This window comes from Bacteroides sp. HF-162, from assembly GCF_015679285.1.
GTDB classification, from domain to species: Bacteria; Bacteroidota; Bacteroidia; order Bacteroidales; family Bacteroidaceae; genus Bacteroides; species Bacteroides uniformis.
Map to the genome: position 1 here is coordinate 1,822,392 of NZ_CP064937.1, position 21,984 is coordinate 1,844,375.

The 21,984-nt window shown below is 48.1% G+C and carries 17 protein-coding genes; 15 read left to right on the top strand and 2 right to left on the bottom strand.

The window, feature by feature from the left end:
• Positions 1 to 64: 64 nt before the first annotated feature.
• Together ITJ87_RS07185 and ITJ87_RS07190 are read right to left on the bottom strand one after the other, a co-directional pair.
• Entirely contained in the window at positions 65 to 1,807 is a 1,743-nt protein-coding gene (locus tag ITJ87_RS07185) for an ATP-dependent RecD-like DNA helicase (RefSeq protein ID WP_009037121.1), read from the bottom strand.
• 12 nt (positions 1,808 to 1,819) lie between these two features.
• Positions 1,820 to 2,620, bottom strand: coding sequence for a Cof-type HAD-IIB family hydrolase (locus ITJ87_RS07190; protein WP_016272569.1), 801 nt, complete (start codon positions 2,618 to 2,620; stop codon positions 1,820 to 1,822).
• An 87-nt stretch (positions 2,621 to 2,707) separates the two neighbouring features.
• Here ITJ87_RS07190 and ITJ87_RS07195 point away from each other — a divergent pair, with 87 nt between their 5' ends.
• The 15 genes from ITJ87_RS07195 (at position 2,708) to ITJ87_RS07265 (ending at position 21,941) form a co-directional block, all read left to right on the top strand.
• Entirely contained in the window at positions 2,708 to 3,601 is an 894-nt protein-coding gene (locus ITJ87_RS07195; RefSeq protein WP_009037119.1) for a prenyltransferase, read from the top strand.
• Positions 3,598 to 4,212: a CPBP family intramembrane glutamic endopeptidase gene (locus ITJ87_RS07200; protein ID WP_117964808.1), complete on the top strand. Its 615-nt coding sequence runs from the start codon at positions 3,598 to 3,600 to the stop codon at positions 4,210 to 4,212. The genes ITJ87_RS07195 and ITJ87_RS07200 overlap by 4 nt, the downstream gene beginning before the upstream one ends.
• 85 nt (positions 4,213 to 4,297) lie before the next feature.
• A complete protein-coding gene (locus tag ITJ87_RS07205) occupies positions 4,298 to 5,467 on the top strand; it encodes a MalY/PatB family protein (protein ID WP_005835307.1) in 1,170 nt (389 codons plus the stop codon).
• Positions 5,468 to 5,492: 25 nt separating this feature from the next.
• Positions 5,493 to 7,127, top strand: a complete 1,635-nt coding sequence (locus ITJ87_RS07210) for a hypothetical protein (protein WP_117964806.1) — start codon at positions 5,493 to 5,495, stop codon at positions 7,125 to 7,127.
• 172 nt (positions 7,128 to 7,299) lie between these two features.
• Complete coding sequence (locus ITJ87_RS07215) at positions 7,300 to 9,705, top strand: TonB-dependent receptor domain-containing protein (protein ID WP_117964804.1); 2,406 nt, start codon at positions 7,300 to 7,302, stop codon at positions 9,703 to 9,705.
• A gap of 88 nt (positions 9,706 to 9,793) precedes the next feature.
• Positions 9,794 to 12,388 carry a xylan 1,4-beta-xylosidase gene (xyl3A, locus tag ITJ87_RS07220; protein ID WP_117964936.1) on the top strand — a complete coding sequence of 865 codons (2,595 nt, stop codon included), beginning with the start codon at positions 9,794 to 9,796 and terminating at the stop codon, positions 12,386 to 12,388.
• Between the two features lie 198 nt (positions 12,389 to 12,586).
• Positions 12,587 to 13,543, top strand: a complete 957-nt coding sequence (locus tag ITJ87_RS07225) for an SPFH domain-containing protein (protein ID WP_016272575.1) — start codon at positions 12,587 to 12,589, stop codon at positions 13,541 to 13,543.
• Positions 13,544 to 13,555: 12 nt separating this feature from the next.
• Positions 13,556 to 14,914, top strand: a complete 1,359-nt coding sequence (locus tag ITJ87_RS07230) for an alpha/beta fold hydrolase (RefSeq protein WP_117964802.1) — start codon at positions 13,556 to 13,558, stop codon at positions 14,912 to 14,914.
• 66 nt (positions 14,915 to 14,980) lie between these two features.
• The gene (locus tag ITJ87_RS07235; protein WP_005835322.1) at positions 14,981 to 15,190 is read left to right on the top strand and encodes a hypothetical protein; all 210 of its coding nucleotides are present in this window, start codon (positions 14,981 to 14,983) and stop codon (positions 15,188 to 15,190) included.
• A 135-nt stretch (positions 15,191 to 15,325) separates the two neighbouring features.
• Positions 15,326 to 15,673: a hypothetical protein gene (locus ITJ87_RS07240; RefSeq protein ID WP_227186378.1), complete on the top strand. Its 348-nt coding sequence runs from the start codon at positions 15,326 to 15,328 to the stop codon at positions 15,671 to 15,673.
• A gap of 179 nt (positions 15,674 to 15,852) precedes the next feature.
• On the top strand, positions 15,853 to 17,235 hold the full coding sequence (locus tag ITJ87_RS07245; protein ID WP_005823799.1) for a hypothetical protein: 1,383 nt from the start codon (positions 15,853 to 15,855) through the stop codon (positions 17,233 to 17,235).
• A gap of 29 nt (positions 17,236 to 17,264) precedes the next feature.
• Positions 17,265 to 18,416 (top strand): imelysin family protein, encoded by a 1,152-nt coding sequence (locus ITJ87_RS07250; protein WP_117680609.1) that lies wholly within the window; start codon positions 17,265 to 17,267, stop codon positions 18,414 to 18,416.
• 109 nt (positions 18,417 to 18,525) lie between these two features.
• Positions 18,526 to 19,959 carry a di-heme oxidoredictase family protein gene (locus ITJ87_RS07255; protein WP_034523352.1) on the top strand — a complete coding sequence of 478 codons (1,434 nt, stop codon included), beginning with the start codon at positions 18,526 to 18,528 and terminating at the stop codon, positions 19,957 to 19,959.
• Positions 19,960 to 19,988: 29 nt separating this feature from the next.
• Positions 19,989 to 21,200 (top strand): porin, encoded by a 1,212-nt coding sequence (locus ITJ87_RS07260; protein ID WP_087332953.1) that lies wholly within the window; start codon positions 19,989 to 19,991, stop codon positions 21,198 to 21,200.
• A gap of 24 nt (positions 21,201 to 21,224) precedes the next feature.
• Positions 21,225 to 21,941, top strand: coding sequence for a hypothetical protein (locus tag ITJ87_RS07265; protein WP_008665536.1), 717 nt, complete (start codon positions 21,225 to 21,227; stop codon positions 21,939 to 21,941).
• Positions 21,942 to 21,984: the final 43 nt, after the last annotated feature.

The following is a 21,984-nucleotide window of genomic DNA, read 5'->3' on the forward strand; positions in this document are numbered from 1 at the left end:
GAAATGGATTTGAGTTTTATATTACATGCAAAAATAGATAATAATCGGCTTATAAACAAGCGATTCACCTTTTTAGCATCTCTTTCTCCAGTTTCTTTATCTTCTTCCAGGCCTCTTTGAATTTGGGACAGAGGGTGACGGCTTTCTCATAGTTTTTCATGGCTGCCTCCTTCATGTCATGCTTCAGGCATTCGTCACCCATAAGGATGTATTCGCGGGCATACTTTACAAGGGCTTTCTCTTTCTCCAATGCTGCTTGTTTCAGTGCACGGTTTTCCTCTTTCAGACGGTTGATGATGTTCAGCTTCCGGCGGATGAGGCGCTGCACGTTGGGCTTCTCGATGTCGTAGCGGGAATGGATGGCTTTGAAAAACTCATCCAGGAAAGTGCCGAAATCCCCTTTGTCGAAGGCTTTGGCGGCGGCAACGTATTGAACGTCTGCCTGTGCTTGCTTCAAGGCACGGTCGATGGCGGTGCGGTTGTTGAAGCGTTCGGAGAAACTGACAATCTCCGGACGCACGAATACATCGGCACGGCTGATGGGCTTTTTCAGCTGGATGCCTTCCAGCGAGGTGCAGCGGCTGAGGGCTACGTATGCCTGCCCACCGGCAAACACGCCGCCGGTAAAGTCGATGACTACCCGGCTGAAGGTCAGCCCTTGGCTCTTGTGGACGGTGATGGCCCATGCCAGGCGCACGGGATATTGTGTAAAGGTACCCAGCTCTTCCTCTTCAATCTGTTTCTTTTCTTCGTTGTATTTGTAGCGGATGTTTCGCCACGACTCTCGTTTGACGTCACATTCCTTGCCGTCGTCGGTGATGACGTAGAGGGTCTCTTCAATAGGGTCGAAACCGCTGATGACGCCGATGGTGCCGTTCACCCAGCGGCGGTCGAAGTCATTCTTGATGAAGATGATTTGTGCGCCCGGTTTCAGTACCAGTTCCTGCGAGGTGGGGAGGCTGCTTTCGGGAAAGTCTCCCATGATTTCGCCGTAGAAGGTGACCGGGTCACCGGGAAGTTCCGCCAGTTTCTTGTCGTTGATGTAGTCCACATTATCACGGCGGGTGGCGAGGGTGATGTACATGTCGGCTTCCGATTGCTCTATTTGGGTGCCATAGCGGGTGTTGAGCAGCTGAAGTTCGGTAGAGCCGACGGTATTGTTGCGGATGTGGTCCAGCACATGGATGAACTTGCTGTCTGTTTGACGGTATACTTTCTGCAGTTCGATGGAGACAAGGTCTATCTGGCCGAATACCCTGGCAGAGAAGAAATAAGGGGTAGGGTAGAATCGGTTCAGTATCTCCCGTTCATCTCCTTTGACGACGGGTTCCAACTGGAACACATCGCCCACCAATAGTATCTGTTTGCCGCCGAAGGGTTCGCGCAGGTTGCGGGAATAGACGCGCAGGATGCGGTCTACGGCGTCGATGATGTCGGCGCGTACCATGGAAATCTCGTCGATGATGACCAGTTCCAGTTCTTCTAGTAGTTTGCGGTGGGGTTTGGTGTATTTGAAAAATTCGTGGATGCGTCCCCGTTGCAGACTGAAGTTCGGGTCGTCGGGCAGCAGGGGGTAGAAAGGCAGTTTGAAGAAGCTGTGCAGGGTACTGCCTCCGGCATTGATGGCGGCTATGCCGGTCGGTGCAAGCACCACGTGCTTTTTCTTTGTATTCGCGCAGATGTACTTCAGGAAGGTCGATTTGCCCGTACCTGCTTTGCCCGTCAGGAATACGGACTGACGGGTATACTGGATGAGGTTCAAGGCGTCTTGAAACTCTTTGTTTTGGGTATCGGGAACGAAGCTCAAAAGATTTCAGATTTATGATGGATTCCCGACTATGCCGAAATATTTCAGGGCGTTGGCGATACCGTCTTCATCAACAGAAGTGGTTGTGTAGTTACTGGCAGCTTTCACGTCATCATTGGCATTGCCCATGGCTACACCGATACCGGCATGGCGCAACATGCTGATGTCATTTCCTCCGTCGCCGAAGGCCATGGTTTCTTCCAGCTTGATGCCGAAGTGGCGGATAATCTGGTCGATACCGTTCTGCTTGGTGTTTCCTTTGGCTGTCACGTCTACGAAGGCGGGATGCCAGCGGCCCATCTCGCAGTGGGGGACGGCGGGCAGGATGATTGCTTCTTCCTCGGCGTTGATAAAGGGAGTCAGCTGGAAGAAGGCTTTGTCGGCATGGCTGTCGGTATAGGGCTTTGCTTCGATGGGGTCCACTTTCAGTTGGCGATGGAAGATTTCCTCCACTACTTCGCCGGGCTGGTTCACGCAGATGTCGTGCTCTCCCACCAGGATGCATGGGATGTTGCGTTCGTGGCAGAAAGCTGTCAAGGCATCCACTTCCGCTGTCGGTATGGGGCTTTTGTAGATAACGGTGTCTTCTACAAAGCAATAGGCGCCGTTCATCGTGATGTAGCCGTCTATCAGATTCCGTTCCTGCAAGGCGGACAAGTTGTTGATGATGACGCGCGGACGTCCGGTAGAAATGAAGATATGTATGCCTTTGGCCTTGGCGGCAGTCAACGCTTCAATAGTGGAAACAGGAATTTCGTGGGTCTTGAAGCTGACCAAGGTTCCGTCGATGTCAAAAAACAGAGCTTTTATCATAAGGGGTTCTTTTATCTTGTGCGCGAAATTACTTAAAAAAGCGAAGATATTTCGTACTTTTGCGCACAAATAAATGATAAATAACAAATGAAGAAACATTCTTTGAAAGATTGGATGATAGCGGTGCGTCCGTGGTCATTCCCCGCCTCTTCGATGCCGGTGGTGGTGACGTTGGCATATCTGTATTGGATGCAGCAGGACATAAACTGGGTGAACGGCATCTGGGCATTGCTGAACATCATTGTGTTTCACGCTGCCGGGAATACCTGGAGTGATTATTTTGACTATAAGCATAAGGTCGATGCAAGGGATACCTTTGGCGCCAAGACACTGACTGATGGGATGTTTACCCCGCGCGAGATATACCGCTTGTCGATGGCATTGCTGGCAGTTGCCCTTGTTGCGGGTGTCGGCCTGCTGTGGCGTACGGGGTTGCCGTTGCTGTACATCGGTATAGGCGGTGCAGCTTGCTCGTTGCTTTATCCACCGCTCAAGTATCGTGCGTTGGGCGATGTCGTCATCTTTTTGGCGTATGCCTTGCTGCCGACGTTGGGCACCTGCTATGTGGCTACGGGAGTAGTTGACTGGAATGTCTTGTGGATAGCTCTGCCGGTGGGACTGATTACGGTGGCCATTCTGCATGCCAATAATACACGGGATATGCGTACCGATGCCCGTGCAGAGATTCAGACACTGGCCATGAAGCTGGGAGGAAAGGCGTCGATGTACGTTTATTGTGCCGAAGTCCTTTTTCCTTTTGGCTGGATAGCCGGCTTGATAGCTGCGGGAACTCTTCCTTTATGGACCCTGCTGGTGATGCCGGCACTGGTTCCTGCCATAGGCAATGTACGGGTGGTGTCCCGTTTTCCCGGAAAGGGAGAAAGTGCCATAGCCGGTCTGGATGAGATGACTGCAAAACTCCAGTTGTTGTTCAGTCTGCTGTTCACGTTGTCGTTCGTTGTAGCCGGTCTGCTGTCATGAAGAAGCTGATTTTTACCATTCTGCTGGCTGCCGTGCTGTGGACGGTCATGTTTTCGCCTTGGACGGCTCCTTTCGTGAATTTCTGGTGGATGATGACCGGTTCTGCGCTCACACTGTCCGTGTTTGCCACCTTGTTCAATCCCGGCTGGTGGCGGGAGGTGAAGTGGAGCTTGCCGAATGTCTTGCTGGGACTTGGCATTGCTGTTGCTTTGTGGGGCGTTTTCTGGTTGGGAGACAAGGTGTCATCTTGGATGTTCGATTTTGCCCGTCCGCAGGTGGACTCCATTTATGGGATGAAAGAGGGAGAGTCTCCTTGGCTGCTGGCAGCATTGCTGCTGTTGCTGATAGGGCCGGCGGAAGAGATTTTCTGGCGCGGCTATGTGCAACGCACGCTTTCCAAACGCTGGAATCCGAATGCGGGTTTTGTGGTGGCTACTTTGATTTATGCACTGGTGCATGCCGGTTCCTGCAACTTCATGCTGGTCATGGCGGCTCTGGTGGTGGGGGTGGCATGGGGGGCGCTTTACCGTTTCTTTCCGAACCGCTTTGCCGCTATTATCTTGTCTCATGCAGTGTGGGATGTGGCGGTATTTATATTTTTCCCGATATGATTATTGTTTACAAAAATAAGGTGGCGGTAATGGGTCGTATAAAAACAAGACAAATTGATGCGTTGAATTATAAAAAAGCAAGCATATGACTTACAATTTTGATGAAGTAATAGAGCGCCGTGGTACCGACTCCGTGAAATGGGACGGTGTGAAGAGTGTATGGGGACGCGATGACCTCCTCCCCATGTGGGTGGCGGATATGGATTTCCGCACGCCCCCGTTTGTGATGGAAGCCTTGCGGAAGCGTCTTGAACATGAAGTGCTGGGCTATACGTCTGCGTGTGAGGAATGGTATACTTCCATTTGTAGCTGGCTCAGTCGTCGCCACGGTTGGGACGTCACTCGCGAGATGCTGACTTTTGTACCCGGCATTGTCCGCGGTCAAGCCTTCGCATTGCAATGCTTCACCAATCCCGGCGACCGGGTAATGGTGATGACTCCCGTTTATCATCCCTTCTTCCTGGTGACGCAACGCATGAAGCGCGAAGTGGTTTACTCTCCGCTCGACCTGAAAGACGGACAGTATCAGATTGACTTTGAGCGTTTCCGTAAGGATATACAAGGATGCAAAGTATTGATTCTCTGCAATCCCCATAACCCGGGCGGGCGTGTATGGACGGTGGACGAATTACGCCGGATTGCTGATATTTGTACGGAAAGCCATACGTTTGTCATCTCCGATGAAATTCATGCCGACTTGACTCTGCCACCTTACAAACACCATCCTTTTGCTACTGTTTCGGGGGCTGCCGCGCAGAATTCCCTCACCTTCATGGCACCCAGCAAAACATTCAATATGCCGGGATTGGGAAGTTCGTACGCCATTATCCTCAATGAGGACATCCGCCACCGTTTTCAGGAGTTCATGGAAGCGGGCGAGTTCAGCGAAGGGCACATGTTGGCCTATATCGGTGCGGCTGCTGCCTATATGCATGGTGAGGAATGGTTGGAACAGCTGCTGGACTATATAAAGGGCAATATCGATTTCACGGAGAACTACCTGCGCGAGCATATTCCGGGCATCGGCATGATACGTCCGCAGGCTTCTTACCTGATTTATCTGGACTGCCGGGGATTGGGGCTGACTCAGGAGGAACTGGTGAGACTATTTGTGGACAAGGCACACCTGGCACTGAATGACGGCACCATGTTCGGTGAACCGGGTAAGGGATTTATGCGGCTGAATATCGGCTGCCCGCGTTCGGTGTTGGAGCAGGCGCTGAAGCAACTGGAAACTGCGGTTGCAGACAAATGATAGAAAAAACTATATCTCCTATATTATGAATAGATTACCTTTCCTTGGACTATTGTTTGCGTTGCTGTGCCTTGTTGCCTGCCGGCAGATGAATGAGGCACATCTGTTACATCTGGCAGAAAAGCAGGTGAATATGAATGTGGACAGCGTGTATGCCTTGCTGGTACAGATAGAGAGGCCATCGCAACTTTCGGATGAGGAGAGGCTGTTGTATGGATGGCTGAATGCTTATGTGCACTATAAGCGGCACAACTCGATGGCGGAAGATTCCTTGATATTGCCTGCTTCCGATTATTACGTCTTCCGCAACGACACGGCGAAGAATCTGTTTTCCTATCAGTTGAAAGCCTGGTACTGGTATTGGCTGAAAGAGCACGAACGGTGTATAGCTGCCATTGACAGCGGCGTAGCTTTGGCCAAGGCGCTGCAGGACACGGGAAGAATGGCTGATATGCTGATTGATAAGGCATACTGGTATGTGTATGTCTGGAAAGATTATGAGAAAGCGATAGAAACTTTCCGTACCGCCATAGCTTTGGACGCAAGAGCCGGAAGCTTCTTCTCTATGGGAATTGCCATGGGGCTGAACAAGAATGATTCTGCATCCTATTACATGGAGCGCAGCATAGAACTGGCAGTGGAGGCAGAAGATACCAGTAAGATAGTGCATTATTTGCGTAACTATGCCCAGATGCAGGCTTACTCTTTTGATGAACCTTCCGGTGCAATAGCTACTATTCGTCGTATGGAGCAGTATGTCGTCGACCCGGTGCAGTTGCGTATGGGAGATCTGGTGAAAGTGGAAGTGTTCTTGAAAGAAGGGCTGCTTGATTCGGCGGAATACTATTTGAATAAGGAGAGGAAACGTGGCGAGGGCCGGAACCGGTTTCTGACGGAAGAGAATATGGTGGCGGTATATAGGGCATTGATAGATTATACACGTCACCGTACGTTTGATGTGCTGGACGTGGCGCGCTATAATGATTCTGTAGCCAATGCTCTTACTGCGTTGCAGAGTACTGTCCGGCGTAAGGACGAGTCGAAGGAGACGCTTTCGCAAGCCAACTTGATTCTGACGGTGGAACGGAAGCAGGCACAACTGAATTTGTTGCTGGCACTGTTGGTACTGGTGCTTGCAGGTGGCGGTGTGTCCCTTTATATCCGTAACCGGCGTAACCGGTTGATTGAAGCGGAAGAACGGGCGGAAACACTGACCCGGTTGCTGGAAGATGCGATCAGGAACCAGTCGAAAGGGGAAGACGGGCAGTTTTTTCGGAAAATACTGTTGCAGCAATTAGGCATGATACGGCTGGTGGCTAAACAACCTACCTCACAGAATCAGGAGCTGCTTCGCCGCATTTCGGGTATTACCAGCCATGAACTGCCGGTAGAGAGTTTGCTGGTATGGGAGGACTTGTATCCTATCATAGACCGGATTTATGATAACTTCTACACAAAGATGGACAGCCGTTTTGGCGATGTGCTCATTGACAAAGAAAAGCAGCTTTGCTGCCTGCTCTGTGCGGACTTCTCGACGAAGGAGATTAGTGTGGTGACACAACAAAGTATTCCCACCATTTACCAGCGAAAGACGAATATCCGCAAGAAGCTGGGGATGGAGGAGAAAGAGGGCATCGTAGAGTTTATAAAGAGCATATAGACCGGGAAAGGTATAATATAGAGTGTTGTAAGGTTAAAACGTTGATATGTAGTGATTCGTGGTTCGAGGATATAGACTTTTTATTCCTTGGTATAGACTGTTTGAGGCATGTTTTACCCCTATCTTTGTTTCAGCGAAATACAAAGAGTAAAACATTGAAATCAAACGCATAATGAAAGAAAATCTACTGAACAACGTTAGAAAAAAAGTGATGGTATGGATGGCCTTGGCAAGTATGGCCACTTTCCTTTCCGCCCAGACTTACCGGCTTTCCGGTTGTGTGCAGGACGAGAACCGCCAACCGGTAGAGGTGGCGAATGTGCTGCTGAAGCAGGCAAAAGACAGTGCCTATATTACCGGTATGCTGACCGACACGCAAGGTTGTTTTTCCTTTGACCAGCCACTGGGAGAATACTTGTTGCACATTACCCTTATCGGCAGCGAAGACCTCTACGTTCCCGTTGTGCTGCGAGGAAACAAAAACGTTGGCGAATTGACATTGAAATCTTCTTCCGCCTTGCTGGACGAAGTGACCGTTACGGCCGCGCGTCCTGTTATCAAGCGTCTGGTAGATAGGGTAGTGTTCGATGCACATAATACCATAGCCTCTGCCGGTGGCAGTGCACTCGACCTTCTGCGTGAAGTGCCCGGTCTGCAGGTTGGACAAAACAGCATTGGTATTATAGGTAAAGGGGGCATCAAGGTTTATATCAACGACCGTGAGACGAAGCTGTCGGGAGATGAACTGATAGATTACCTCCGTTCCTATGACGCCTCCCAGATACTGAAGGTGGAGGTGATTACCACGCCTCCGTCCAAGTACGATGCTGCCGGAAATGCAGGCATCATCAATATTCGCTTGAAGTCACGTCCCAAAGATTACGTGGGTGGTACGGCTTCCGCTTCCTACAGCGCTGGTGAAAAGGACAATTACGGATATGGCGGGGTAAGCCTGAACCTCAGCAAGGGGCGCGTGTCATCCTTTCTCAACGGGGGTACTACGCAGGGCAACTATGAGACGCGTGAGAAGAATTACCGCTATTTTCCGCAGAACACCTGGAACAGCCGTGCCGACTACACCAATTACATGAATAGCTTCTACCTTCAGGGAGGTGTGGATGTATCGTTGGAACGGGACTGGAGTGCAGGTATGCAGGCCATCTATAATCACAGTGCTCCCAAACCGGGCAACGCCCTTTCATGGACGGAAGTTTACGATGCCTCTACCGCCGTACTGGATTCTCTGCTGTACTCCAACAGTGACAAGGATACCGGTTCCGACCGCCTCAATCTGAATTTTCATACCGATAAGGTCTGGGATGACAAAGGCAAGAAAATGACTTGGGATGTGGATTACCTGCGTGACAACCGGGACGAAAATATGGGCTTTCTCTCGAAAACCCTCCTGCTTGACGGTACGGAGATTCCGGGTACAAACTTCGACTACAACTATCTGCAACATCGCAAGGTGGATGTAGTCTCCTCCGCTCTTGATTTCATCCTTCCTTTTGAAAAGTACAAGATAACGGCAGGTGCCAAGGTCTCCTTTACCAACACTCGCAACGGTATCAATTACGATACGTCGGACCCTACGCTGGTGCAGGATGATTATTTCCGTTACAAGGAGCAAATCTATGCCTTATATGCTGATTATAGCCGTGAATATTCCGAACGTTTTTCCATGCAGTTGGGCTTGCGTATGGAGCACACCCGCACTACCGGTATTTCCGAAGCGAAGGATACGGAGGACAAGCACGACTATACGCGCTTGTTCCCTACTGTCTATCTGCTTTATTCGCCTACAGACGGGCATGCGCTGAACTTCAGTTTCTCCAACCGCATCTCCCGTCCGTCGCAGAATATGGTCAATCCTTTTCCGTTCTATCAGAACAAATATACGTATGCCTGCGGACGTGAGGACTTGAAACCCAGCTACACTTACAATGCAGAACTGGGATATACGTTGAAGAACAACTTCAATGTTTCCGCTTATTATTCTTATTCGGACGATGTATTCTTCCAGGTTGTGGACTTGGATGCCGAAACGAATGTGACTTCTTTCCTTTGGGAGAATTTCATGAAGACGCATGCTTTCGGGCTTAACAATTCGTACACTTTCCGTACCAAATGGCTGCAAGCTTACGCCCAGCATGGAGTGAGCTATCGCCGGACTACCTCCAGCGCTGTCACCACCTCTTCCGAGGAGAAAGGATGGGCTTATGACGCCAGTCTGCGCAACACTTTCTTCTTCAATGAAAAGAAGACTCTTCTGGCCACGTTGTCCGGTTCCTATTCTTCCCGTCAGTATCAGGGCATCTATCTGATGAGTCCCACTTACAGCGTCAGTGCAGGTATGCTTTACCGGTTGTTGGACAATAAGCTCAACCTCAGCCTGAATGTCAACAATCTGTTTGTCAGCCATTCCAAATTGGAAACCATGTCCAACGGGCTGAAGATAATTGCAGATAACCAGTTCTCCTTTACCAGTTTCCGTATCGGTGTATCCTATACTTTCGGTGGAGATATACGTAGCAAGGGGCAGCGGAACAGTAACGAGGATATTCAGAGAAGATTATAATAAGAAGTTTATTGCGTGTTGGCAATTGGGAGAAAATATTTATCTTTGTGATACAAGCGATTGTAACAACGATTAATATAAAACCATGATGACACAGAAACTTCTTTACCTATTGCCACTCTTCCTATTGTCGGGATGCGGGCAGGCTACTTACAAGAATGCATCTCTGCCGGCAGAAGAGCGTGCCGGACTTTTGCTGAAGGAACTGACGCTCGAAGAGAAGGTGTCCTTGATGATGGACAGCTCCAAACCGGTGGAACGTCTGGGCATCAAGCCCTATAACTGGTGGAATGAAGCGTTGCATGGAGTGGCGCGTGCCGGGCTGGCCACAGTGTTTCCCCAACCGATTGGTATGGCGGCATCTTTCTCGCCGGAGACTGTATACGAGGTATTTACTGCCGTATCCGATGAGGCCCGTGCCAAGAATGCCTACTATGCATCTCAGGGAAGTCGTGAACGCTATCAAGGATTGACGATGTGGACGCCTACGGTGAACATCTACCGCGACCCCCGTTGGGGAAGGGGTATAGAGACTTATGGGGAAGACCCTTATCTGACCAGCCGTATGGGAGTGATGGTTGTAAAGGGTTTGCAGGGCACGAACGATGGAAAATATGACAAGTTGCATGCTTGTGCCAAGCACTTTGCCGTACACTCCGGTCCGGAGTGGAACCGCCATGAGTTTAATGCGGAAAATATCAAGCCCCGTGATTTGTATGAAACTTATCTTCCTCCTTTCGAAGCTTTGGTGAAAGAAGGAAAAGTGAAGGAGGTGATGTGTGCCTACAACCGCTTTGAGGGTGATCCTTGTTGCGGTAGCGACCGCTTGCTGATGCAGATTCTGCGCGATGAGTGGGGATTTGACGGTATTGTCCTTTCGGACTGTGGAGCTATTGCTGATTTTTACAGAGATAATGGTCATAAGACGCATCCTGATGCGGAGTCCGCTTCGGCGGCTGCGGTGCTGAGTGGAACTGACTTGGAGTGCGGTTCGAGTTACGAGGTCCTGGTAGAAGCGGTGAAGCAGGGAAAGATTGATGAAAAAGCAGTGGATGTAGCAGTCAAACGCCTTTTGACGGCCCGCTTTGCCTTGGGGGAAATGGACGAGCCGGAGAAGGTGTCCTGGACCGGCATTCCTTTTTCTGTGGTGGCTTCTGCTGGACACGACTCTCTGGCGCTCGACATGGCGCGCAAGTCAATGACACTGCTTATGAACAAGGATAATTCCTTGCCGTTGAAGCGTGGAGGTCTGACTATAGCCGTGATGGGTCCGAATGCCAATGATTCTGTGATGCAATGGGGAAATTATAACGGTATGCCTCCGCACACAGTTACCATTCTGGACGGAATTAGAAAAGCTTTGGGGAGTGATGACCGGCTTATTTATGAACAAGGCTGCGGATGGGTGGAGAGAGCTCAGATACAGAGCGTCTTCAACCGTTGCAAGACTGCCGACGGGAAACCCGGATTTACTGCACGCTACTGGAATAACGTGACTCGTGACGGTGAGCCAGTCACTACTGCCCAAGTGACCACTCCTTTCCATTTCTGTACATCCGGTGCCACGGTTTTTGCTCCGGGTGTGAACCTTACCGACTTCTCGGCTACCTACAACAGCGTATTCACTCCCGACCAGTCGGGAGAGGTAGTTTTTGACATCTATGCTTATGGCTCAGGGAGATTGCGGATAAATGGAGAGGAAGTGAGAGGATTCTCTAATCAGCATGGTGGGCAGAAGAGTGCTTATACTTTGCAGGTACAAGCAGGAAAAACGTATGACGTTGAATTGGATTTTGAATATTTCCGTAGCGATGCACAGCTGGACTTTGACCTTGGATTTAAGAATGAAGTGGATGTGAAGAAATCTGTGGAGCGTGTAAAGGATGCTGATGTCGTGGTCTTTGTGGGAGGAGTCTCTCCGAACCTCGAAGGCGAGGAGATGGGCGTTGAGCTTCCCGGATTCAGAGGAGGCGACCGTACGGATATCGAGTTGCCTGCTGTCCAACGGGAACTGATTGCCGCCTTGCACCGTGCCGGCAAAAAGGTGGTGTTGGTGAACTGTTCGGGTTCTCCCATCGGCCTGGAGCCGGAAACCGAGAGGTGTGGAGCTATCCTGCAGGCTTGGTATCCCGGTCAGGCAGGTGGTACGGCTGTAGCCGAAGTATTGTTCGGTGATTACAATCCGGCAGGACGCTTGCCGGTGACCTTCTACCGTAATGTGTCACAGCTTCCGGATTTTGAGGATTATAACATGACGGGGCGGACTTACCGTTATATGACCCAGGAACCGCTTTTCCCCTTCGGTCATGGATTGAGCTATACCTCTTTCAGCTATGGCGCTGTGGTGCTTGGTTCGGATAATATAAAGTCCGGTGAGAAATTGAGATTGAGTGTCCCCGTAACCAATACCGGCAAATGTGACGGTGAAGAGGTTGTGCAGGTCTATTTGAAGAAAAACGATGATTTCGAAGGACCGAGCAAGGCATTGCGTGCTTTCAAGCGGGTACATATCCCGGCAGGAAAGACGGTCGATGTAGAGTTTGATTTGGGTGATAAAGAGTTAGTGTGGTGGAATTCGCAAAGCAATACCATGTGCGTTTCCGAAGGCAGTTATGAACTGATGGTGGGCGGTAGCTCGCAAACTGCTGATTTGCTGCGCCGGTCTTTTGTCATTCAGCCTTGATACATCACTGACAGAGTCAAAAAAAAGTTTTCCGCTTGAGGGTGAGTTATGACCCTCAAGCGGAATTTTTATATACTGGGAATACATGTTCTTAATAATCCTTAATACGATATGTTAACTTCCTTGTTTCTTTGTACTTCTCTAAATTTAATTGATATATTTGTGATATCATTATGATATCAATTAAATTTATAGAATATGGAAACAAAAGAGTGTGGTTTCAGTGGTTTCAAGATGAATGGCTTTCTGGCCTTGTTCCTTCATTTGGTAGTGCTTACGGCGGTGATAATCTTTGGATTTCTCATTTCTGTGCCTACCTTGATCCTTTCGGTGTGTCTGTGCCTGGTATGGTTCATTATGTTTGCCGGCTATATGGAGCTGGAGCCGAACGAGGCGCGTGCTATGGTGTTCTTTGGCAAATACAAGGGAACATTCAAAGAGACCGGTTTTTTCTGGGTAAACCCATTCCTTAATAAGAAGAAGCTTTCGCTTCGTGCACGCAACCTGGATGTGGAGCCGATAAAGGTGAACGATAAGATTGGTAATCCTATTCTCATAGGGCTGGTATTGGTGTGGAAGCTGAAGGACACCTATAAAGCCATGTTTGAGATTGATTCACAAACAATGGCTGCATCCGCTCCGACAGCGGGTAATGCCAACCAGGTGAGCCTTGGCAATGCGGTGGCCAACCGTATGAATGCGTTCGAGAACTTCGTCATGATACAGAGTGATGCCGCTCTTCGTCAGGTTGCCGGTCAGTATGCCTATGATGATAATGAGGCTGATACGGAAGAGTTGACACTTCGTTCGGGCGGTGAGGAAATCAATGAACAGCTGGAGCAGAAACTGAATGAACGCCTGGCCATGGCGGGTATGGAAGTGGTGGAAGCCCGCATCAACTATCTGGCGTATGCGCCCGAAATTGCCGCTGTGATGCTGCGTCGCCAGCAAGCATCTGCCATTATTACGGCACGCGAGAAGATTGTGGAAGGGGCAGTCTCTATGGTAAAAATGGCGCTCCATAAACTTTCTGAAGAAGAAATTGTTGAACTGGACGAAGACAAGAAAGCGGCAATGGTCAGCAATCTGTTGGTAGTGCTTTGTGCGGATGAGGCTGCTCAACCGGTAGTCAATACGGGAACGTTGAACCATTGATAAAGGATACGGATGAAAGAGATGGGGGTTATAGGACGATGGGCTCTTATACTGCTCTTGCTGGGCAATGTATATGGGGGCTTTGCACAAGATGCGAATACTGCGCGCGCGCAGCACATTTATGAATTGTTTGTGGCAGGGCAAGGTGACAGTATCCATGCGGCATTGAACCGGGAGTTGCAGGAGAAACTAGCTCCGGCACTCTTTAATGATTCTTTCCGGCAAGCAGAGAAAATGTTTGGTAAATCCATATCAAAAGGAGAATGGAAGACCGATTCTGTCCAGGGAATTACTATCTATTATTCCGATGTGGAATTTGAACGTTATAATCTCCGCTTTCTAGTGGCTTTTGATGCTGACGGGGCACTGAATACAATCAGGCTGGTCCCTGCTCCTGCTGTTAGCACTGCTCAACCGGTAGCCTATGATGAGACAAAAATGGATGAAAGGGATATTACGCTGGGAGCCGACGGTTACAAGCTTCCCGGAACGTTGACTTTGCCCAAGCGGGCAGTCGGCCCGGATGCATGCAGGGTTCCTTGTGTTATTTTGGTACATGGTTCCGGTCCTCACGACCGTGACGAGACGATAGGTCCCAACAAGCCTTTCCGTGACCTTGCTTGGGGATTGGCGGAACGCGGCATTGCTGTCGTCCGCTATGAAAAACGGACAAAGGTATATGGTGCGGCTTGCGTTCCTGCCGGTCGCGAACTCGATTATGATACTGAGGCCGTGGACGATGCCGTTGCCATAGTGGAGCAGGTAAGGGCTTTGCCCGAGCTGGCTCCTGACAGTGTGTATGTGTTGGGGCACAGCCTGGGAGGTACATTGGCTCCCCGTATTGCCGGGCGTTCGAAAGGTTTGGCAGGTATCATTATCCTTGCTGGGCTGGCAAGACCGCTTGAAGATGCTCTTGAGGAACAGTTTTATTATACCTCTTCTTTGACGGATTCTTCAGTCAATGTAAAGGCTCAACTTGATGAACTGAAACAACAGTTGGCTAATGTCAAAAAGCTTGGTACGGAAGAGTTTGATGAAACGATTTCCTTGCCATTGGGGCAGCCCCGCTCATATTGGCTGTTTGCCAATGCTTACAAACCGGTGGAAGTTGCCGCTAAACTAAAGCTGCCTATATTTGTTCTTCAAGGGGAGAGAGATTATCAGGTGACTATGGAAGACTTCGGTTTATGGCGTTCCGGTTTGTTGCGCTGCAAGAATGCATATTTCAAATCTTATCCGAAATTGAATCACTTGTTGCAGGAAGGCAGCGGCAAGGCGACTCCGTTTGAGTATAGCCATGCTTCGCCCGTCCCAGCATATGTTATGGATGACATTGCCTCCTTCGTGCGGGGCAAGCAGAATACTCTTTGATTGGTACTTGGTTATATCAAAGTAACTTCAATCGTAAATCGTAAATTGTTAAATAGTAAATAAATAGTGGCTAAAAAAGAAACTTCAACCAAAAGCTTTGTCCTCCGTGTGGATGCTGCAACGATGGATGCCATTGAAAAATGGGCAGCCGACGAGTTCCGTAGTACCAATGGACAGCTTCAGTGGATTATCGCTGAAGCATTGCGGAAGAGTGGGCGGATGAAGAAGTCCAAGAATCCTCCTCCGTCTGAAGAGAAAGCAGAGGAGGATTCGTAATAACAGATTCTAAATCGCAGATAGTATGATTAATCTTGGTCCTTATTCCGGCAAGAATTGCCCTAATGTCCGTTTTTAACCCACTGTGATTGACCGTATTCTGGAAGGTACGGCCCTGCTTATCGTGCTCGTTACGTGGATTACATTTACTGGCTGTATACCCAAAGAGAAGGTGCCCTGCTGCCCGCCGTCTGGGTGATGGGTGGCTGTTCCATTTTCTGTTTCCTTTTGATGGGGGGATTGGCGTATCTTCCCGTCCGTTTCATCAATTTCCCTATTCGGGTCACCGAGCGCAATGCGGCTGTTCAATATTTGTTTGCCATACGCCTTACCCGGGTGATGAACATCATTCTGTTGTTAGTGCTTTTGGGCAGTGTTTGGGGCTTGTATTATGCATTCGGCAAACTCCTGCTCCTTGTCTCGTTTGTTTTGTTGGGGGTGGCATTTATAGGGTACTATATACTGGCGTTTAAATATAAGTAGCCTTACAGTCTGTTTAATAGTCCTTTTTACCACTTACCCTCCTTTCTCATCTTTATTTGTTGTTATAAATCTGCCATTACCTACTAATGGTTACTCTTTCTCTTCTTTTCGTAATTTTTAGGTATTGTTCTCCTTTTTAACTACCTCTACCTTTGCCCCAATAAAATTTAAGATAAAAGATGAGAAAATTAACAGGCTTATTCGTTTTATGTTTTCTGCTTTCTGCCAATGCTTTGCAGGCTGCTGAACCTGAAAAAGTTACTTCTGCAGCAGAGAGTACGGAAATTTCAACAGACAAAGAGAAAAAGGAAAAAGTAGCGAATGATGGCGACAACTACAAGAAATTCCGTTTCGGTGGATACGGAGAAATGGTTGCAAGTTTTAAGGATTATGGTATTAACCGTTTCTATGGTGCGCCTGAAGGCAATCCAGACAAACATAGGAATACAATTTCTATACCCCGTTTCGTGTTGGCTCTGGATTACAAGTTCAATTCCAAATGGATACTCGGTGCTGAAATCGAGTTTGAATCCGGTGGTACGGGTACTGCTTATGAACTTGAGAATACGGAAAACGGTGAGTATGAAACGGAGGTGGAAAAGGGTGGCGAAGTGGCTATCGAGCAATTCCACATTACCCGTTTAATTGTTCCACAATTCAACATACGTGCCGGTCACATCATTGTCCCGGTAGGATTGACCAACGCCCATCATGAACCAATCAATTTCTTTGGAACTTATCGGCCAGAAGGAGAGACAACCATCCTTCCTTCTACGTGGCATGAAAACGGACTCGAGTTTTTTGGTTCTTTTGGAAAAGGATATGCCAGCTTTGATTATCAGGCCATGATAGTGGCCGGTCTGAATGCCAATGGTTTTGACCGTAACACCTGGATAGCAAGTGGCAAACAAGGCATCTTTGAAGAAGACAATTTTACTTCACCGGGCTATGTGGCTCGTTTGGACTATAAGGGGGTTCCGGGGTTGCGTATAGGTGCTTCGTTCTATTACTGCGCTGATGCCGGTTCCAATTCTGACAAAGCGGATACTTATTCGTCTACCGGTAAGATTCCGGTAAGAATCTATACGGCAGATGCCCAATACCGTAATAAATATGTGGTTGCCCGTGCCAATATGGTATACGGAAATTTGGGTAATTCAGCGAAGCTTAGTGAGGCAAATACCAAATTGTCGAATAAATCTCCTTACAGCCGTATAACCCCCATTGCAAAGAATGTAGTCAGTTATGCAGCCGAGGCCGGTTTGAATATCAGCGCTTTCTTCAAAGGAAACAGGAAAGTTCCGGTTATCTACCCCTTTGCACGTTATGAATATTATAATCCGCAAGAAAAGGGAGAGGCCAGCCAGATAATGGAGAAACGTTGTCAAGTAAGCATGTGGACTGCTGGATTGAATTGGTATGCCTTGCCTAATCTGGTGGTAAAGGCTGATTACACCACCCGCCAAATCGGAACAAACAAGGTTTTTGGAACTGGTAAGTATAATAGTGAAAATGAGTTTTCGATCGGTATTGCCTATATCGGTTGGTTTGTCAAGAAGTAGATGAATAGTAATCAATTAATTTTATACAAATGAAGAAAAATTTCTTTTATGCGACAGCTTTGGTATTAGGGCTGGCATTTACGGCTACTGCTTGTAGCGATGATGATGACAACAGTACAGTTAATCCTGCTGACATTGAGTATAATTCGGGGAATGCAGCAAGTTGGCACAACTACATGAGAAATGTGGCGGCTTTGTTGAAGACAGATGCCACCAATCTTTATGATTCTTGGAATACGAGTTATAAGGGTGGGGCAAGTTTTGCAACTTCCTTCAAAGCTCATAATGGTGCCTATAACTTTTCAAGTGCCTGGAACTGTATAGAGCAGGTTATCGACGGTTGTGTTGAAATCTCCAATGAGGTAGGTGAGACGAAGATTGGTGATCCATATAATAAATATATGGCAAACAATGTTACAGAGGCCCTCTATGCTGTTGAGTCATGGTATAGCTGGCATTCCCGTGATGATTATACCAATAATATTTACTCAATCCGCAATGCCTATTACGGCTCTTTGGACGGTAAGGTGAGCGACAAGTCAATTTCAAAATTGGTGGCTGGAGCCAATGCGGAGTTGGATACGAAAGTGTCGGCAGCTATCACTACGGCAGCATCGGCTATTCAGGCTATTCCCCAACCTTTCCGTAATAATATCAACAGTCAGGAAACGGTAGCGGCTATCAAGGCTTGTGAAGAACTGGAAAGTGTATTGGATAAGGAGTTGAAACCTTATATCAGGGACAATAGCACCATTAACAGCAATGAAGCACTTGACCCGATTGTTGAAAATTATGTCAATGTTGTGGTTTTGCCTACCTATAAGGATTTGAAGGAGAAGAATAGTACGCTGTATGACGCTGTGGTGGCTCTTGCCAACAATCCCTCTAACAGTGCTTTTGAGACGGCATGCAATGCTTGGATAACAGCCCGTGAACCTTGGGAGGAAAGTGAGGCGTTCCTATTTGGGCCGGTGGATGAGCTGGGGCTTGACCCGAATATGGATAGTTGGCCTTTGGACCAGAACGCCATTGTCCAGATTCTGAATTCCCAGAAATGGGGCGATTTGGAATGGAGCGAGGGTGATGATGATGCAAAAGTTGAATCTGCCCAAAATGTACGCGGATTCCATACTTTAGAATTCCTGCTTTTCAAGGATGGCAAGCCTCGTACAGTTAAATAAGAATTATTTATAAACAATACTCAAGAAGTAAAGGGGGGGATTTGGAGAATCCTGCCTTTACTTCTTTGGCATGTTTGGATATGCCATTATTAAAAAGTAGATAAAGATGATGAATCATTTAATGAGATATTCATGTCTTCTCCTTTGTTTGTCGGCAGGTTTGACTGCTTGTGATGATGATGGGATTGACGTGTTGGATATAGAGATTCCTGAAGGATACGCTCTGTCTGCCGGAACGTCCACAATCTTCATGAATTCATCCAAGGCCTATGATTCACCGGCAGATTGGGTGTCGGGTGTTTACAACAGTCGCTTTAATGATGGTGACGGACTTTACGATGATGTGCGTACGAGTAGCAATGGCATGGGAGGGGGGCTTGGCCCAGTCTATGCGGGGTATTCTTGTGGCAGTTGTCATCGTAATGCCGGCCGTACCAAACCGACGCTGTGGAGTGAAGGCGGATCGGGTAGTTACGGGTTTTCCTCGATGCTGGTTTATATAAGCCGCAAGAATGGTGCGTTTTTTCAGGATTATGGCCGTGTTCTCCATGACCAGGCCATTTATGGAGTGAAACCGGAGGGAAAGCTTTCTGTGGAGTATACTTATGAGACTTTTACCTTTCCCGACGGAGAGAAGTATGAACTTTGCAGACCGGCTTATTCCATATCCGAATGGTATGCTGACAGTATAAAGCCTGAAGATATGTTCTGTACGGTGCGTATCCCGTTGAGACATGTCGGTATGGGGCAAATGATGGCTTTGGAACCTACGGAGATTGAAGCGCTTGCTGCAAAAAGTAATTATCCGGAGTATGGTATAAGTGGCCGTTGCAATTACATTACCGAACGTGGTGTGAGAAGCTTGGGGCTGTCGGGAAATAAGGCTCAACATGCGGATTTGACTGTTGAACTTGGTTTTTCAAGTGATATGGGTGTTACCAATAGCCGCTATCCGGAAGAGATATGCGAGGGGCAGGCCCAGGTGAATCAAGGCAGCATGATGGGGCTTTCTTATGCCCAGTTGGATGTTTCTACAGAAGATATGGAAGATGTTGACTTGTATATGCAGAGTCTTGGTGTTCCTGCACGGCGTAATGTGAATGACCCGCAGGTGATAAGGGGAGAACAGAATTTCTATAAAGCCAAGTGCCATCTTTGCCATGTCACCACGTTGCATACCAAGCCTCGGGGCTCCGTGCTGTTGAACGGTACCCGTTTGCCATGGTTGGGAAGTCAGACAATTCACCCCTATTCGGATTTTTTGCTGCATGATATGGGCTCCGAAATTATGGGAGTCGGTCTGAATGATAACTATGTAAGTGGGTTGGCGCGTGGCAATGAATGGCGCACTACTCCGCTTTGGGGTATCGGGCTTCAGGAAAAGGTAAACGGACATACCTACTTCTTGCACGATGGCCGTGCCCGCAATCTTGTTGAAGCCATAATGTGGCATGGGGGAGAGGGAGAAGCATCGAAAAATCTCTTTAAGAACATGAGCAAGGATGACCGTGATGCCCTGATTGCATTTTTAAATTCACTTTAGAACTAATAAGCTTTATATAAAAAGTAATTATGAAGAAATTTTTATATGTCGCCATGCTGGCTGTTTTGCCTTTGACCGCTATGGCGCAACATGAGGAAGATACGGAGAATGGTGTAGTGTCATTGGCCGGAAGAGAAGGTTTTACCATTGAAACAAAGAAAGGTGACTTTGTTTTCAAGCCTTATCTGTTGGTACAAACGAGTGCTAATTTCAATTGGTATGATGATGAAGGCTTGGATAAGGCTTATAACCAAGATAATATTGCCAATTCGGGTTTTTCCATTCCTTATGCCGTACTTGGCTTTACTGGCAAGGCTTTTGGAAAAGTGGCTTTCAATCTGTCCATCAATGCTGCTGCAAGTGGAGGAGCGCTGTTACAGCAGGCGTGGTTCGATGTACAGCTGAAAAAACAATTTGCGATTCGTGTCGGAAAGTTCAAGACTCCATTCTCGCATGCCTATCTGACAACTCTTGGCGAAACACTGCTTCCCCAGTTGCCGGTTTCTCTGACGTCTTCTGTAATTTTGCCTTATTCGTTGAATGCCGTGACGCCTAATATCGGTACGGGATTTGACCTGGGTGTTGAAGTTCACGGTCTGGTGGCAGATAAGTTCGGTTATGAAGTCGGCTTGTTCAATGGAACCGGAGCTTCCGTGAATACAGCTTCAAAGACGATGAGTGATGACTGGCATATCCCTTCATTGCTGTATGCCGGACGTCTGACTTATATGCCCAAGGGGGTGATGCCTTCCACACAAGGTAATCCTAACCGTTTGAACGAGGATAAGATATTATTCGGTCTTTCGGGTTCTATCAATGTGGAGAGTGAAAATGAGAGTACCAATGATACCCGTGTGGGGTTGGAATTTGCTATGTTGAAGAACAAGCTCTATCTGGCGGCTGAAGCTTATTATATGAATGTAGGTTTCACCAAACGGCAAAAGATAAATGAATCGTATAGCTTTTTAGGCGGTTATGTGCAAGGTGGTTACTTTGTCGCTCCCCGCCTACAGCTTGCCGCACGCTACGATATCTTCAATCGTAACGGTACGGATGACGACGGTTTCCTGAATATGCCTGCTGTAGGTATGAACTACTTTTTCAGAGGATGCAACTTGAAATTGCAGGCAATGTATCAGTATGTAGCCCGTTGGGGACACGACACGCAGCTCGACCGTGATAATGATAATTTAGGTCTGGCCACTCACTCTGCCACGGTGATGCTTCAATATACATTCTAAATGAAGTCAGGAAAGGATTCGTCTATGAAAAAATACATTCTTTTCTTTTTTCTGCCCGTGCTTCTTATAGGTCTGCATGCATGCGATGAGGGGAGAATTTATGAGAATGCCGTTGTGGCCACGGGTGAAGGACGCACAGTGAAGATGACAGGCCGGATTAGTGGTGTGGATAAGTGGTCGGGCGACTATAGTGTGGTAGTGGCAGGATTTGATGATGAAAGCGATTATGCCATTGTTTCAAAGGTTGTTCCGGCATCCGAATCGGATAATGATGAAATCCAGTTGACAATGTCCGGCATAACGGATGAGGTGACAACTGTCGAGCTATGTGTAATCAATAAGTTGAGGAAGCGCATTGTCAGTTTGGTGGCAATGGAATGTACTGAAATCGCTGATACTATACTTATGGATGCAGGAACAGTTGATGCAAGTATGTACAATGCCATTCAACAAAAAATATTCAATGCCACTTGTACGGCTTGCCATGGTCTTAGCACCACTCCGGGTGGTGGCTTGAATCTGCTGGAAGGACATAGCCATGCTGATCTGGTCAACCGGGCTTCAACGACGGTGGACGGTAAAATGAGGGTTATGCCCGGTAATGCGTCAGAAAGTGTCTTGCATCTCATATTGGGTACGGACATCAGCTCGGATTGGCGTATAGACCATTCTCAGATGATAACCTCATCTGATATGCAGTCTTTGATTGGCAACTGGATTGACGATGGTGCACAGCCGTAATAATGATGGGCCTTACTGGTAATACCGGTACTTTTTTGAACAA

Coding starts and splice junctions, on each gene's coding strand:
- ITJ87_RS07190 (WP_016272569.1), bottom strand. CDS start 2,620: ATGATAAAAGCTCTGTTTTTTGACATCGACGGAACCTTGGTCAGCTTC.
- ITJ87_RS07195 (WP_009037119.1), top strand. CDS start 2,708: ATGAAGAAACATTCTTTGAAAGATTGGATGATAGCGGTGCGTCCGTGG.
- ITJ87_RS07200 (WP_117964808.1), top strand. CDS start 3,598: ATGAAGAAGCTGATTTTTACCATTCTGCTGGCTGCCGTGCTGTGGACG.
- ITJ87_RS07205 (WP_005835307.1), top strand. CDS start 4,298: ATGACTTACAATTTTGATGAAGTAATAGAGCGCCGTGGTACCGACTCC.
- ITJ87_RS07210 (WP_117964806.1), top strand. CDS start 5,493: ATGAATAGATTACCTTTCCTTGGACTATTGTTTGCGTTGCTGTGCCTT.
- ITJ87_RS07215 (WP_117964804.1), top strand. CDS start 7,300: ATGAAAGAAAATCTACTGAACAACGTTAGAAAAAAAGTGATGGTATGG.
- xyl3A (WP_117964936.1), top strand. CDS start 9,794: ATGACACAGAAACTTCTTTACCTATTGCCACTCTTCCTATTGTCGGGA.
- ITJ87_RS07225 (WP_016272575.1), top strand. CDS start 12,587: ATGGAAACAAAAGAGTGTGGTTTCAGTGGTTTCAAGATGAATGGCTTT.
- ITJ87_RS07230 (WP_117964802.1), top strand. CDS start 13,556: ATGAAAGAGATGGGGGTTATAGGACGATGGGCTCTTATACTGCTCTTG.
- ITJ87_RS07245 (WP_005823799.1), top strand. CDS start 15,853: ATGAGAAAATTAACAGGCTTATTCGTTTTATGTTTTCTGCTTTCTGCC.
- ITJ87_RS07250 (WP_117680609.1), top strand. CDS start 17,265: ATGAAGAAAAATTTCTTTTATGCGACAGCTTTGGTATTAGGGCTGGCA.
- ITJ87_RS07255 (WP_034523352.1), top strand. CDS start 18,526: ATGAATCATTTAATGAGATATTCATGTCTTCTCCTTTGTTTGTCGGCA.
- ITJ87_RS07260 (WP_087332953.1), top strand. CDS start 19,989: ATGAAGAAATTTTTATATGTCGCCATGCTGGCTGTTTTGCCTTTGACC.
- ITJ87_RS07265 (WP_008665536.1), top strand. CDS start 21,225: ATGAAAAAATACATTCTTTTCTTTTTTCTGCCCGTGCTTCTTATAGGT.